General features: G+C 40.4%; 13 protein-coding genes. 5 read left to right on the forward strand and 8 right to left on the reverse strand.

What is annotated here, in order from left to right; all coding sequences use genetic code 11:
- Window positions 1–228 precede the first annotated feature (228 nt).
- Complete coding sequence (locus V7K44_RS04690; RefSeq protein WP_334929105.1) at window positions 229–3,540, reverse strand: alpha-mannosidase; 3,312 nt, start codon at window positions 3,538–3,540, stop codon at window positions 229–231.
- A gap of 87 nt (window positions 3,541–3,627) precedes the next feature.
- Between V7K44_RS04690 and V7K44_RS04695 the strand changes: the two genes are divergently transcribed.
- The 4 genes from V7K44_RS04695 to V7K44_RS04710 all read left to right on the forward strand — a co-directional run bounded on the left by V7K44_RS04695 (window position 3,628) and on the right by V7K44_RS04710 (window position 7,871).
- Window positions 3,628–5,268 carry a hypothetical protein gene (locus V7K44_RS04695; protein WP_334929107.1) on the forward strand — a complete coding sequence of 547 codons (1,641 nt, stop codon included), beginning with the start codon at window positions 3,628–3,630 and terminating at the stop codon, window positions 5,266–5,268.
- 223 nt (window positions 5,269–5,491) lie between these two features.
- Window positions 5,492–5,716: a hypothetical protein gene (locus tag V7K44_RS04700; protein WP_334929109.1), complete on the forward strand. Its 225-nt coding sequence runs from the start codon at window positions 5,492–5,494 to the stop codon at window positions 5,714–5,716.
- Window positions 5,717–5,952: 236 nt separating this feature from the next.
- Window positions 5,953–6,918, forward strand: a complete 966-nt coding sequence (locus V7K44_RS04705) for a class I SAM-dependent methyltransferase (protein WP_334929111.1) — start codon at window positions 5,953–5,955, stop codon at window positions 6,916–6,918.
- Between the two features lie 32 nt (window positions 6,919–6,950).
- On the forward strand, window positions 6,951–7,871 hold the full coding sequence (locus V7K44_RS04710) for an alpha/beta hydrolase (protein ID WP_334929113.1): 921 nt from the start codon (window positions 6,951–6,953) through the stop codon (window positions 7,869–7,871).
- Window positions 7,872–7,889: 18 nt separating this feature from the next.
- Here V7K44_RS04710 and V7K44_RS04715 read toward each other — a convergent pair whose 3' ends face one another.
- From V7K44_RS04715 to V7K44_RS04740, 6 genes are all read right to left on the reverse strand, one after another.
- Window positions 7,890–8,660 (reverse strand): SDR family NAD(P)-dependent oxidoreductase, encoded by a 771-nt coding sequence (locus V7K44_RS04715; protein ID WP_334929115.1) that lies wholly within the window; start codon window positions 8,658–8,660, stop codon window positions 7,890–7,892.
- 271 nt (window positions 8,661–8,931) lie between these two features.
- Entirely contained in the window at window positions 8,932–9,939 is a 1,008-nt protein-coding gene (arsS, locus tag V7K44_RS04720; RefSeq protein ID WP_334929117.1) for an arsenosugar biosynthesis radical SAM (seleno)protein ArsS, read from the reverse strand.
- Between the two features lie 43 nt (window positions 9,940–9,982).
- Window positions 9,983–10,948 carry an inorganic phosphate transporter gene (locus V7K44_RS04725; protein WP_334929119.1) on the reverse strand — a complete coding sequence of 322 codons (966 nt, stop codon included), beginning with the start codon at window positions 10,946–10,948 and terminating at the stop codon, window positions 9,983–9,985.
- Between the two features lie 260 nt (window positions 10,949–11,208).
- Window positions 11,209–12,177 (reverse strand): arsenosugar biosynthesis arsenite methyltransferase ArsM, encoded by a 969-nt coding sequence (arsM, locus tag V7K44_RS04730; protein ID WP_334929121.1) that lies wholly within the window; start codon window positions 12,175–12,177, stop codon window positions 11,209–11,211.
- Between the two features lie 203 nt (window positions 12,178–12,380).
- A complete protein-coding gene (locus V7K44_RS04735) occupies window positions 12,381–13,055 on the reverse strand; it encodes a response regulator transcription factor (RefSeq protein WP_334929123.1) in 675 nt (224 codons plus the stop codon).
- 169 nt (window positions 13,056–13,224) lie between these two features.
- Window positions 13,225–13,512: a Mo-dependent nitrogenase C-terminal domain-containing protein gene (locus V7K44_RS04740; protein WP_334929125.1), complete on the reverse strand. Its 288-nt coding sequence runs from the start codon at window positions 13,510–13,512 to the stop codon at window positions 13,225–13,227.
- A 509-nt stretch (window positions 13,513–14,021) separates the two neighbouring features.
- On the opposite strand from V7K44_RS04740, the gene V7K44_RS04745 reads away from it, so the two are divergent.
- Window positions 14,022–14,639, forward strand: a complete 618-nt coding sequence (locus V7K44_RS04745) for a class I SAM-dependent methyltransferase (protein ID WP_334929127.1) — start codon at window positions 14,022–14,024, stop codon at window positions 14,637–14,639.
- A 74-nt stretch (window positions 14,640–14,713) separates the two neighbouring features.
- On the opposite strand, the gene V7K44_RS04750 is transcribed toward V7K44_RS04745, so the two are convergent.
- Entirely contained in the window at window positions 14,714–15,211 is a 498-nt protein-coding gene (locus tag V7K44_RS04750; RefSeq protein WP_334929129.1) for a GNAT family N-acetyltransferase, read from the reverse strand.
- Window positions 15,212–15,455 lie beyond the last annotated feature (244 nt).

Genomic DNA, 15,455 nt, shown 5'->3' on the forward strand with positions numbered 1-15,455 from the left:
TGTTCAATCAGAGAACTACCCATAATTTTCCTCCCCTCAACACTTGCAATTTTACCTGTTTTAGGGAATGAATCAGCCCTGCCTTAAAAAGGGGGGAACCGGAATCAAAGTCCCCCTTTTTAAGGGGGATTTAGGGGGATCTAAAATGTTTTGCTACCGGCCAGAGGACTTTTAAAACATCCTCTAACACATATTTCATTTCACCAGATGTCTAATGGTTAGTGGTTACTAACCATTAACTATAGTGGCTGACTCCAGCCTGGGATTAATCGCTGGTATCACCTTGAAATTGGCGATTTTCCAAGGTTGTATCATCAAGATTTGTTGCTGAGATGGAAATTCAGTACTGTCAGAGCGCTCTAATAAATCTACTGGATTTCCGAGATTTAACCCTAAATCACTTTGCAAAGATAACTCGGCTGTTTCTCCGTGAGATTCATAACATCGCAGAATTAACTGCTGTGGATCGTCTTCAGATGGCTTCAATGCCATCAAGATTAAATTTTCAGCTGATAAATTTAGGAAACTTACTCCTTCAATAGTGTCGGTAGCGGTAGTGGAGGGTTTAGCCAGTGGCCAATTGAATATCACTTGCAACGGTATATTCAATTCATAGCCACGCCGTACTGTATGGGCTGATTGCCAACTACCTGCGTGAGGATACAAGGTATATTTGAACTCATGAAAACCTCGGTCAGCCTCTGAGTCTGGCCAATTAGAACTGCGTAGCAGTGTTAGGCGGAGTTGATTTGGTTTGCTGTCATAACCGTATTTACAATCATTGAGCAAACTGACACCATAACGATTTGGGATTGGGGTATCTGTCTGTATGTTTTCTGCTGTTAAATCAGCCCAACGCAAAGCAGGAACTTCCCATTTTGCTTGCTCTGCGGGGGTTTGTGGTTTAGTTGGGCGGCGAATCGCGCCACAGGGAATTTCATAAGTAGCAAAGTCAGCTTCAATATTTAGAGGAAAAGCAGCTTTTACTAATACATGATTTTCTTGCCAATTGACAGTTGTAGCAATGTTCAGCAGAGGTGAACCAGCTTGCAGAATATAGTCTTGGCAAAATTCCGATTCACCCAACTGACGCACCACGCGCACACGACTTTGCACTGGGCCTTGTTCTAACCACTGAATAGATTGAAGATTTGTTGAGGGTAAGGGATGTTGAGCATAATTGGGGTCTATATTCCAAGCATCCCAATATTGCCCACTGTCTTTAAAAGCTTGTAGTTGATTCCCCGCCCCACTTAAAACTTCTCGCTGATAAGTTTTGTCAAAAACACTTGATAAATCTCCGGTATCAGGATCTATAACAACTCGCAAGAATTCATTTTCTAAAATCCAGTCTGGGAGGAGTGGGGGAAATGAGGGAGAGACGCGATTAATCTCGTCTGTAGTGGGGAGTGAAGGGGAAAGCCAAAATATGCGGTAGCCTACGGGTGGAATTTCGGTGGCGAGAAATAGTAGGGTTGAGGATTCAGATAATTGGGAGACAAGCTGGTTTCCAGAAGCATCGTAAATCTGCCATCCTTGGGTAGTTGTTGGTGGTGTGGGTAAGGCTACAGAGATTACCTCAGAACGTTGCCAATTGAGAGAATTGAAAACAAAAATAGGTAGACTATCGGGTTTTGGTGGTTCTGATAGGGTAATGTGAGATGCGATCGCTAAAAGTGATTCCTGTAATATTTTCGTTCCCACTTGTTCCACTTGCTGCCATTGAGGCAAGGCATCTGTGTAAACTTGGGTAATTGAAGAACCAGGTAAAATATCGTGAAACTGTTGAAATAACACCAATTTCCAAGCTGCTTCAATTTCTGCCTTGGGATATGTCACACCACAGCTTACAGTTGCCAAAGTAGCAAATAGTTCAGCTTGATATAATAAATTTTCACAACGACGATTCCAGCGTTTTTGATCTGCGTGGGTAGTGTAGCAACCGCGATGAAATTCCAAGTATAGTTCGTCATTCCAAGTAGGGAACGAGGAAGAATCATCACTACCACCTCCTGCCTCTTGCCTTCTGCCTCCTTTACTGATTTGCTGTAAATACTTTTCAGCCGTCGTAAATTCTAAGTCTGGGAAGAAAGGCGACCTTTGCCAGCGTTGGGCCGTTTCTAACATATCACGGGTGGGGCCGCCGCCGTGGTCGCCGACACCGGGAAGCCAGAGAGATTCTGGTAAACCAGTTTGGGTTTGCCACTCAAGAGCATAAGTTGCCATTTTAACTGGGTTTATAGCTTCACCGATGAGTGCAGACATCAAACTAAAGACTTCACTGCCATCAGGCGATCGCCACCAAAAAGCCCCATAATCAAATTTAGTAGTATCATTCCATCGCAACTTCTGCGTCACAAAATACTCAATTCCGGCATTAGCGAAAAACTGCGGTAAAGTTGCACAGAAACCAAAAGAATCTGGAACCCATTCCACAGTTGAAAGCTTGCCAAATTTCTCCTGGATGTAGCGCTGACCATAAAGTAACTGACGGACTATTGATTCACCAGCAATTAGGTTGAGTTCTGGTTCCACCCACATTCCGCCGACAACTTCCCAACGTCCGGCGGCTACCTGTGCTTGAATTGCGCTAAACAAATCTGGGCGATGTTCTTCAATCCAAGCATAAAGTGCGGGACTTGAATGACAGAAAATTAACTGAGGAAAATCTTCTTGCAACTTCAGAACCGACTCAAAAGTATTTTGTGCCGCATTCCAAGTTTCACTCACAGGCCATAACCATGCTAAATCTAAGTGAGCATGACCCAATAAAAAAATTTTAGATTTTTGATCCCCCCAACCCCCGATCAATTGGGGGGCTAAGATGTCGGATTGAATTAAATTTTGGCGTAGAGACAAAAACGATCTTAATAACTCTTCCTTGGCGTCCTTGGCGTCTTCTCTACGAGACGCTTCGCGAAGGCGGTTCGTAACCTCCCCCACCATCACCGCCAAAACATCCAACCTCTCCGGCGCAAATTTTTCCAAATAAAGTTGCACCACAGCTAACTCATCAGCCACAAAACCCGGATCGGGATTATTATCAACATAAGACTCATAAACTAGGAGCGATCGCACTAAAGCACCATCACAATGTCCCGGACTCACTAACCGCAAAGCCACAGTGAATTCTTCCCCTGGCATCACCCCCTGACACAGAAGCACTCTCGGCGAACAATCAAATAAATCACCCTCCAGCACTAACTCGCCATTTACATAAATCTCAGCAGAATCCGCCCACCAAACCAGCGCCAGCCGCAAAGACAACCCAGCTAAGGGATAACCGTGTAAATCTTGGGGAACCACCAATCTTTGCACTAGCCACAGCACTTTTTTCCCACCCGTCCAAGCAATATGTTCTTTAGCATTCAACTGGGCAGGTTGCCAATGAGACACATCAGCAGCTACAACATCAGTAATAACTAGGTCAGATTCCTGATACAGCCACGTAGACTGAAGATTAACTTGACAAAAAGAGCGCAGTTGCTCAATTGCTTGTGAGATAAATTTGGTCTGGGATTGAGAGACAGTCGGGGTCATATATTCGCTAAGATGAGGTGTTGGTCGTTTTTATTGTTTGGCGCGAGTCTCACAACTTAACAAGACTTGAACTAAAAAATTACTACTATGTCTTCTGGTTCCTCTGGTCGTTATCAAAGCAGACTATTTAACTTTGTCCACCAGCAATCTCGGCGGGTGACACAACAGTGGGAACACACCTTCCGGCATTTGCAAGTCGCCACTAAGTGGGGTGTCGAGGTACTACTTTACCCAGTGTATCTACTGTTTCAGTCATCTGAATCATCTGGGAAAACGCTACATACTAAAGAACCACAAACTAGATTAAAGTTACAACCAAATGATACCGATTTTCAGCCTGAAACTCTACCCAATGCTGATAGTCCGATTCAAAATGTACTAGAGGCAGTCAATTACCTGTCATCAGATGAACCCGCCTCCACTGCTACGAAAGCATCTGAACATTTTAATCCCTTGGCTTTATTGGGAGTTTTTCGGCTTAAATTGGTTGAAAATAACTCTAATCTTACTCAATCATCAAATATTACGGCTAATCAAGCTGTCAGTCTCAACCCTTCACAATTAGACAATGCCCTTCAACAGCGTCTGCCAATAGTGCGAGGAATTGCCACAAATTTGATGAATCGAAATTTAGTACTTGTTACTGCTGACAATGAAATTTTAGATATCTTAACACCCGAACAACAGGCAAAATTAGAAGACCGAATTATTAACGAAGTTGCTAATTACTGGCAGTCTTGGCGTTTAATTGTAGCTAAAAAAGAAACGCAGCTATTACCACAAATTGACCGATTATTAGCAAAACTCACTGACGTAAATCCAGCTAAAATTCCAGTTTTAGCCGAGGGTATACCAAAAGATTTACTCAATACAGATAGATTATTAGCATTTCTAGATATAGCCGTTGCTAAGTTGGAATCGAATGCTTTAGTCCCAGTGCAAGAACGCAGCCAGGAAGTTATCCAAGTTGCCCAAACTCAGTTAAACATATTTCTTTATGGCAAAGAGCAATTAGCTGCCAAAGGAGAAATTGCCCCTAACGCTGATGGTTTAGAAACTCATTCACAGAATTTTCAGGCTTTGATTGAGGCGGCACTTAATTACTTTTTTGGTGTTGGTAATAGAAAAACACTTGAGACAACAACTAGTAATGAAAGATTGCCAGGTAAACTCTTCTCGTCACGCCTTAGAAAAGCTTTGTCCAAAAGCCCTCTGATAGAGAATCAGGATTTAACAAACGATCCTTGGCTAACTTGGAATGATTTATTTGGTGACAGCGAAACCGTTGCTGACAAGCCAGTTACACTTTCTGGGGGAATAAATCCTGCTTTAGCCCCAAGTTTATCAATAGGGCATTTTCCACAAAAGAATTTGAGTGTAAAACAATCTAAAGTCGGATCTGGTTTGGTACAAAGAAAACAACCAAGTCGTAATCTTACATCAAGTAAAAAAACATTTGGAAAAGTCGCCTCTGTAAAACAAACTCAAACCCGCATTTCCCAAACTAAAAGCGAGAGTCGTAAAGGGGAAATTTTGCAACAGCAATTTAACCAAAGCAGTCAAGTTGAGGCACAGCCAGATTGGATAGAAACGAAAGCAACTTTAACTGGCTATGAGAAGCACCCCTTAGAGCAACTTTTGGAATGGCTTGATTATGTTATGGTCTGGCTAGAAGAGAGATTTGTCAAGATTTTTCAGTCGTTGCGGCAGCTATGGCAAGGAAAATAAGTTAAGAGATATTTTTTCAAAATTTACTATAATATTCACAATTTTCCAATTCAGATTTTTGGAATAAACGTAGGGTGCGTTAGTAAAACGTAACACACCTTACATATGCTCTTAAATTTTGAATTTTGAATTATTATTGGTGGTTGTCTAAGTGAAAATTATTGTTTACTGTAAATACTTCAATTTCAAAAATCCACTAGATAAACCTAAAATTGAGACATTTGTGGTAAATCCGTCTCAAATCCCGAAGATAGGTGAAACAATTGTAGTCGAAAGAATTTCACCCCAAAAGCAATTTGTAATTATCTTTGAATACATTGTAACAGCAGTGCAATTTAATGCATCTAGAGAATCGGTTGATGCAGCAGATGCTCAGGTAAATGCATTTTTGAACCATTGTTGGGAGGGAACATCAAATTTCAAAGTTACAAACTTTTTAGAACAATAATCTCTGACCACAATATACAGCAGTTTGCGAGTAACTAAGGTACAAAATGCAGGAATTAAAATCAGACATAAACAGTTTCTAACTTCTGCCTCCTTCATTCAATGTTTTTTATACTTGTACACCCGACGTATTTCATTGTAGTCTTATTCAACAACAGTAAAAGATTGCTGTAAAGTATAAAAAACATAGTAAACTTTAACTGCAACACATAAAAAATAGATAATCCAATCTTTATTATGTCTAAAAATATTTCAAATGAATGTCCTGTTTGTAGTCATGAAAGCATCCATATTCGTTCATTCTCTAAAAAAAATATTATGAGCGAATTAGAAGATTATTTTGCTGAAAAGCCACCAGACAAAATTGAAATAATAGACTATGAGATTCAGCAATGTAAAAATTGCTCACTTGAATATGCTTTTCCTCTAGAAGCAGGCAGCCAGTCATTTTACCAATGGGTTACTACTAGAGCAGGTTATTATCCAGAATCTAGATGGGAATGGTTTGCCGTAATTGAGCAAATAAATAAGCGAGAAAGACAAAATTCAATTTCTATCTTAGATGTGGGCTGCGGGGGAGGTAATTTTCTGGAAATTGCCAAAAAACTTTCAAATACTCGTATAGTTGGCTTGGACACAACTCCAGTCTCTATTGAGCAATGTCAGGCAAGAGGATTTGAAGTTTACTGTGAAACAATTGAGAGTTTTTACAATAAATTTCCTAGCGAAAGCTTTAACTATGTATTGTCTTTTCATTGCTTAGAACATATTAGCCAACCAAAGCAATTTATTGCATCAATGCTTTCTGTTCTCAAACCGATGGGTAGTATATTCATCAGCACTCCTTATTCACCTATGTCGGTTGAATCAGACTGGTTTGATATATTAAATCACCCACCACATCATCTACTACGTTTGAGTAAAAAATCTTATGAAGAACTAGCACATCAACTAGGCTGTGAGATAAAATTTTATATGCCACCTGCAAATTCTGTTATGGCAAGAACAATAAACAATTTTAGTTTATCTAAATTTGGAAAAAATCAAACAGTATCTAAGTTGAGATTACTCCAAGAAATAATAAAAAATCCTACTCTATTTTTGAAAATATTCTTTGAACAATTAATGCGCCATAGAGTTAATGGAAGTGTCGCAGCAGATATTGTATTAGTGGAATTAAAACTATCCTCAAAATTAGTATAGAAATTATTTAAATTACATAAAAAATTAACCCTATGATTGACCATAGCGATCGCATATTCTCTCATAAACAAGGTAGATTCCCAGGTGTTGGAGGACTTGAACTGTATTATCAAAGCTGGCATCCAGAGGGTAAAGTACGGGTAATATTAGCCATTGTGCATGGACTCGGAGCGCACAGCGATCGCTACAGTAATGTAATTGAGCAGTTGATACCCAAACAATATGCTGTCTACGCCTTAGACTTGCGCGGTCATGGACGCTCACCGGGTCAACGAGGCTATATCAACGCTTGGAGTGAGTTTCGTGAAGACTTGGGAGGCTTTTTACAGTTAATTCAGACTCAGAATCCTGGATGTCCAGTTTTTCTCTTGGGTCATAGTTTAGGCGCGGTGATTGTCTTAGATTACATTCTGCGGTATTCCCAACAAGCATCATTATTACAGGGTGCGATCGCTCTTGCGCCAACCTTGGGTAAAGTAGGGGTTTCACCTATTCGGGTGCTTTTAGGAAAAATGCTCTCACGGGTGTGGCCGCGTTTTACCCTGAATACAGGCATTGACATTAGCGCTGGTTCACGAGATCCGCAGGTTTTAGCTGCGATCGCTCAGGATACAATGCGACATACCCGTGCTGCTGCCCGTCTGGCTACAGAATTCTTTGTAACAGTTGATTGGATTAATGCTCATGCAGGTGATTGGCAATTACCATTATTGATTCTCCACGGTGGCGCAGACCGAGTAGCTTTGCCAGCAGGAAGCGACATCTTTTACCAACGGCTAAACTGCACAGATAAGCTGAGAATCGAGTATCCAGGAGCCTATCACGAACTTCAGAGTGACATAAATTACCGCGAGGTACTAGCTGATTTAGAAGATTGGTTGGAGCGACACCTACCATCTGAGGTGGTGCAGTTAGCACGGGGAAGCGCTGAGTTAGAGTTTCCTAGTTCTTAGAACCTAAATTTTAAAAAGTTACCAAGGCAATCTGCTTCCATCCCATGAGAAAAACTGTCCACTATCGCCTTCTTGAAGCTGTTCGATGACAGCCAATAATTGGGTAACAGTACGTTCTACTGAAAATAATTTTTCCGCAGGTACATTTCGCTGGAAAGGACGAGAAAGGCGGGTATCAGTTGTACCAGGATGCAATGTTACTATTAATGCTTTCGGACAACTTCTTTTATACTCAATTGCCGCAGTTCGCATCAACATATTGAGTGCTGCTTTAGAAGCCCGATAGCCATACCATCCACCAAGTTGGTTATCGCCAATACTGCCCAATTTAGCAGAAATAGTGGCGAACACGCTGCGATCGCCATGACGAAACAGAGGCAATAAATGTTTAGCCAGTAAGACAGCACCAATACTATTTATCTGAAAGTAGCGCAGCAAATTTTCTGAATTGATCTGTCTTAAGCTTTTTTCAGGTTGCAAAGTATCTTCGTGTAACAGTCCTACACAGTTGACTACCAAATGCAGTTTATCAACTTGAGTATGTATTTTTTGAACAGCTTCAATAATCTGTAACTCGTCAGTAATATCCATCTTCAAACAAATTAATCGCTCAGGATATTTGTCTACAAGAGCTATTAACTCTGAGGCCAATTCCGGTTGACGAGAAGTTGCATAAATTTTAGCTATTCTGCGATCTTGTAGCAATTTTTTCACACAACCCAAACCAATACCTTGGCTGGCTCCCACAATCAAAGCATTGACAGGATTAATTTCATCGATAAAAGACATATCAATTTAGATAACTTGTGGAGATATTTGATATTCATAGCGAGAGACAAAATAAGCACTAATTTGTCTCTGGCTGCGATCGCGGAAACCAAAGCCTTGATATACTGCTCTCATGCGCGGACGCGAATCATCGCAATCTAGACGTAAATAACGTTTCTAAGTGTTTGTGTGTGTTCAACAGCCCAAGTCAGTAGTGTCGAACTGCGAAGCAATGTACAAATGCTGACTCTTCCTGAGAGATGTCGGGCCAGAAAAGTAAATGCTCTAGTTTTTAGAGCAAAGCGCCACCACAACTAGAACCACACCCAGCAGTACAACCATAGCAATAAGCAGCAGTTTGCACCTGACTAATCAGGTCTAAATTGCCAGCTTTTAACAATTTGCCAACTGTCAAAGTTTCACCATTACGAGTTTTTGCAGGCAAATTCATCATTTGGTTAAAGTCACAATCATATACATTGCCCAGATAGTCAATTGAAAGTTCATCGCGACACATTAAATGTTCAACTGTGCTGGGATTAAAATGCGACTCTAAAAACTGCAAATAGCTAGCGTATAGTTTTCTCCGTTCTAAATGCATTTTGGTTCTACCAACTGGTAGGTTGGTAAAGGTGAAGAGGTTGTTAAACACAATATTAAAATGTTCTTGCAAGAACATTTTGTAATCTCGTTCTAGGTTACTCTGTTCAGGAGCTAAATAAAATTTTTCATCGCTGGGCAACTGGGGATTAAAAACCAAGTCCAAAATTAAATTTTGGTCTTTACCATAGCCAATTTGGTTAAGCCACTGCAAAGCTTTGACTGAACTATCAAAAACACCAGTACCGCGCATTTTATCAACATTATCTGCTAAGTAACAGGGTAGAGAAGCTACAACTCTTACTTGGTGTTTAGCAAAGTATTCTGGTAAATCACCAAATCCATCTTCAAAATAAATGGTCAAATTAGACCGGACAATGACTTGTTTACCAGTTGCTTTTGCTGCTTCTACCAGTGGCTTAAATCCATAATTCATTTCGGGTGCGCCACCAGTCAAATCCACAATTTTAATTTCGGGAAATTTATAGATTAGTGAAATCAATTGTTCGCAAATTTCGGGAGAAAGTTCTTCTGTACGTTTTGGACCGGCTTCGACATGACAGTGTGTACAAGCAAGATTACAAAGCTTACCTAGATTAACTTGTAAAACAGTGATTCCTTTTTTTGTCAAAGGTGAACTGAGTTTGTTTTTAAAGGCTGTTACTGCTGTATCTATTAGACTTTTTGCTTGAGTTTGCATTAGTTAATACTCCTAAAAAATTGCACAACAATATTCAATTTTTCTAATCTTGCAATAATCTGTAGGTTATTGCACTAATAATTGCAGCAGTTGGTAAAGTTAAAATCCACGATAGTAGAATCTGATAAAAAACACGAGAATTAGATTTAGATTTTTTGCTAATTAATCCTACACCAAAAATAGAACCAACTGAAGCGTAAGTGGTAGAAAATGGAAGCCCAAACTTACTAGCTGCAATGACCAGAATACCAGTTACTATATTTGCTGATAAGCCTTGAGTATGATTCATTAAGGTAATCTTTTCACTCATGGTTATTGCAACTTTTTGGGAGTTTAGTAAACCGCCAAGTGCCATTGCGATCGCTATCACGATCGCTCCCCCCTGAATCGAGAAATATTCAATAATTAGGATGAGTGAAACAATCTTAGGAGTATCATTTAATCCTCTAGCAAAACTGATAATTCCAGCGCTGAGAAAATGGCAACCATCAATCATTTTTTGGTTGACTGGTAGATGCCATTTTGAATTAATATAGCCAGATAAGCTGTAAATTCCTGCTCCCAAGGGAATAGCAATGATTGGACTAAGTAATAAAGGCAAAATAAAGGAAGTTCCTAAAGCGGCAAAATTAACTTGTAATCCGATCGCAACTAATCCAGCGCCAACCAGCGCACCTGTTAAACTGTGAGTTGTGGAAATGGGAAACCCCATAAGGGTAGCAATGAGTACAGTCAATCCAGTAGCGATCGCGACTGCGAGATGAAACTCTGGGGCATTAGCGATCGCATCAGGTAATAGTCCTTTTCCAGAGAATTGTTTAATTAATGATCCTGCTAAAAAAGTCGCAGTGATTGCACCAGCAAAGGTTGTAAAAGTTGCCCACAAAATTGCTGTTTGATAACTGCTAGTCCGGCTACCAAACAGCGTCGCTACACCTTTAAAATTATCATTTGCTCCATTTGAATATGCTAAAAAAAGCGTAGCCAAAAACAGACTAATTAACAACATTTTGGAGTTTATAAACAAGAAGTCAGAATTCAGAATCTAGAATTCAGAATGTAATTAGTGAAATATTCAAATTGTGCATTCATCACCCAGCGATGCACTGAGCTTGTCGTACGTCTCCGGAGAAGCAAGCTACGCAAAGTGTCTCGTAGAGAAGTGTCGCACAGAACCATTCTGTTAGCGGATAGCTAAGGTTTAGCCCATTCTGACTCACCTCGACTGCGCTTGGCGACCACCTGACACCTGAATTCTTTCTGAATAAATTAACAGCAGCCACCGCCGCTATAGTGCCAGGTTGAATCGGTAACAATTATTTCTGCTGGCTTGCTAGCAGCAAGTTTAGCGGCAGTTTTATCACACACCGCAGCCGGGATACCTAGCTGAAGTATATGACCTGCCAAATCGTCAAAGAAGGCTTCAGTACCAGCATAAATTGCTGTTTTTCCAGTGAAAATGCAAGCACCATCTTCTGGAATGATAACTTTAAATGAGACTGAATCCAGACTTTCTAAAAGTAAGTTTTCTTCTAAATTATAAGTCTGAGAATCTAGTAGGCGATAAGGACGACGGGCACGAATTTCAACTTGACCAAAACCAGCATTTATAATCCTTTCAGTATACTCTTCATATGTGAGTGCGCCTGATAAACACATGGCTCTCAGCCGCTCATCTTCTTGAAGATGTGCTGGAATGTGACGAGTCGCAATTGGATCGCTCATCTGCAAGCGTCCACCTGGTTTTAACACCCGATATGCTTCTTTTAAAGCACGAGTTAAATCTTCTGGTTCAAAGATGTTGAAAAGGCAATTTTGTGCCACGATATCGACGCTAGCATCAGCAACAGGTAAATTAAAAGCATCACCTTCGCGGATTTCGACAAAGCTGGTGTTAAACCAGGGGTTTTCTTGAGCAGCAATTTCCAAATTACGTGCTGCTGCTTCCCGCATGGCCCCAACCGGTTCAACGGCAATTACAGCACTTGCATAACGGGAAAAATAAGCAAATTGCAACGCTTCTAAGCCGCCACCAACGCCGACATACAGCACTGTAGGTTGGTTTCCTAGTTCGGTGGGGTGAACAGTGGTGCCACAACCATAATTCATTTCCTGCATTGGCAAAGGAATTTTCAATCCTGGTAGTTGCAGGGGCGTACTTTGTACACAACAAAGTCCAACTTGCGGGGTTTGGGCAACTTCGCGGTAGAACTGCGCTGCTGTTTCTAGATAGGTCATGCCACTTTAAGTTTTGGATTTTGGATGATTACAGCTTTGTGCATCCTAATATAATTAACTCTGAGTTGGATGAGTTTTTGTAGAGATTGCCAAAAACGCCAAAATTTGCTAAGTTGAAGCCTTTTGCTTTTGGGCAATAGGCACTGAGGGAATAAGGAAGAATTATTGGAAAGTCTTTTGCTTGTCTCGCCCAAATCCCCAATTTAATCATGCAATCTGTAGCCAACACCGATCACAGTTTGAATGAGACATTTTTCGTTATTGGCTTCAAGTTTCAGGCGCAGGTAGTTAATGTAAGGTTCAATGATGTTGACATCGCCCATGAAGTCATAACCCCAGACTTCCTCTAAAATGCGATCGCAGCTAATTATCTGTCGCGGATGGGCCAGTAAATATTCTAGTAAATCAAATTCTTTAGCAGTTAACTCAATTAACCGCCGATCTCGGTACACTTCTCGCGTGCGACGGTTTAAACTTAGGTCTTCAAATTCTAAAACATCTGCGTACTCTACTTGGTTGCTTCTTCGTAGGTGAGCGCTGACTCTGGCTAATAATTCATCAACGCTGAAGGGTTTAACGAGGTAATCATCAGCACCAGCGTCTAAACCTGCAATGCGATCGCTCACTTCATCTTTGACGGTTAATAAGATTATCGGCACTTTCTCAGCTATATTTCGCAAGCGGCTGCAAATTTCCAACCCGGATAACCCAGGCAACATCCAGTCTAAAATTACTAAATCCAGATGCAACTCCCTGGCTGCGGTGAGTGCAGTTAATCCATCGTAGGCAATACTGACTTGATAGCCTTCATAATTCAATTCCAATTCCATAAATCGTGCCAGTTTGACCTCATCTTCAATCAGTAAGATGTGCGTCATGATGATGTTAATAATTTCAGCAGGATACGGGAAGCAACAATAGTGCCAGCTACTTAATAGCCAAACATCTAATTAGGTGTACGTTAGCTTAGTATAAACCTGAGTAAGTAACAACCGTAAATCTGCAATTACCGATCGCTGCTCGATCAAACAACAATCCAACTGGCTATCAGCAATAAGCTGTGATATCTTCACCACATTCATCGGCAAGATAACAGAGCGCTCTAAAACGTAAACTAACCACTTCCTCGTATAGAGGATTTAATTTACACATAGGTGGAATATGCAATAGCTTCCGACTAAACAGCGTGATGTCTCGCTCAAAGGGACATTGAGCAGGAATAACTTTGCATAGGAAATGAGCCAATTTGGAGTTATGAATTTCTATCGTTTCCAGCCACTCGCGGACTGGGTGCAGTAGATCGTTGTGTAAGTGAAATTGCATAAAGCTTGTCATAATTTTTCACCTTGATAATTTCAAACTAGATTGAGTTTTTGTATTTGAACCTCTATAAAGAAATACAGTTAGGTTTTGTAGTTTTATGCACTTATTACTTTTTCTTTGGTTCTCTACAGAGTTAGCAGGAGTACTGTTAACTACACATTCAAGTACTACAGTTCCCGATAATTTGTCCTGACTTTTCAGTTCATATTGAAAAACCCATCCAAAACCTAACCCCCTAACCTTTACCTAGTAAAAAGCTCGAATTTCAAGGTAAAAATCTAGACAGGACAAGCCTTTCAGCAAATTGGCACTGTTTGACAAACATTTCGGCTCAATCCCTTAACGATGCAAAATTTTTTAGGTTACTGGCAGTACTTTATGTTTTTATTTAGTCTACGTATTTGTTGACCAATTTAATCTCAAGCTAACATAAGTAAAGATTTTTAAGTGCAATTACTGATGTGACTCAGCACATTAACATAATTTATGCAAGCGAAAATATCGTAAAGCTGCGAAAACTAATGACTGATAACTTTTTCAATAACAAAAAGCTACTTTTTGATCTATGGGCATCAAGTTACGATTGGTTCTTTCCTTCAGTATTTTATCGAGCCGTTCACCAACGGTTGCTGGAGTACGTCGATTTACCAGAGCCAGCAAATGTACTTGATATAGGTTGTGGTACTGGACGCTTACTTGAGCGCCTTGCTACTCAGTTTCCCGATTTGCGAGCTACCGGATTGGATTTATCTGCTAATATGTTGCGGGTAGCAAGACAGAGCAACCGCCACCGTCCACGCTTAATTTATATTGAGGGCAAAGCTGAGTCTCTTCCCTTTGCTGATGGCCAATTTGATGCCGTTTTCAGTACTATCAGCTTCTTGCACTATTTGGAACCTAAACAGGTGGTTAGTGAGATAGCACGGGTACTTTATCCCGGTGGACGCTTTTATTTAGTTGATATTACTTCTCAAAAAGAGACAGAACCTCAATTATTGCCAGTCTCTCCCCGTGGAATTAGACTCTACAGCCCTAATCAACGTCAACTTCTTGGCTCCTCTGCTGGGCTATTGTGTTTAAATCACCATTATTTACTAGGGCCTGGCTTACTAACGATTTTTGCTAAACCTCTAAGTTGAAATAGAAAATGGGGAGAGTAAAGGGCTGGAAACATCTTGTATCAAGCCTTGTTGTGGATATCTTAAATTACGAATTACGAATTAGTCTTACCTTGATATTCCATAAATACCACAGGAACTTTGAGCAGCCTTTTAGCTAACTGCGAGAATCTAAATTTATCCTTGAGCCTAGATAAGCCTATTGTCTTGGGAAATTGTGGCAAGTCTTCAAAAGATATTGGTACAAAGTCAAAGCGACTGTAAAACTGCACCAGCCGTTGACCTAAGCATTCCAGATAAAGTGGTTGCGTTGCTGTATTAATCAAATGCTGCGTTAGCAAACTACCCAAACCGCGACCTCTCCAAGCTGATGCAACGACCAAGCTACCAAGTTCTTGTGCCCCTGAGAAATTACGCAGCTGTCCACAAGCTATCAGATTTTGATTGTATTCAATTACCCAAAATTGCTGCCAATTTAATTGGGTTGGGTCAAGTTTGGCTGAAAATACCAGCAATCTAATCGACCACCGATCCGCAGAGGTTGCCTTGCGAAGGACACATCCAGATGGTAACGATAGATTGCTCTGGTTCATTAATTAAATTTTGATAGTTTGTATCACCATCATCACACCATACTATTCATTCAGATCCAAATAGATGATTTTGCATTTTTTGTCAACTATGAATACAGCAATTTTAAAACCATCTCGGCGATAAAACCCCTTCTAGGTTCTCCATTAACGATAGCAACGGTTCTAAGGTTAACAACTTTTATATTTATGGATTTTTGTCAGCAGACATGAGTAGTACAAAACAATACTTAGGATAGAGGGAGGA

Source organism: Nostoc sp., from assembly GCF_036917235.1.
Classification (GTDB): Bacteria; Cyanobacteriota; Cyanobacteriia; order Cyanobacteriales; family Nostocaceae; genus Nostoc.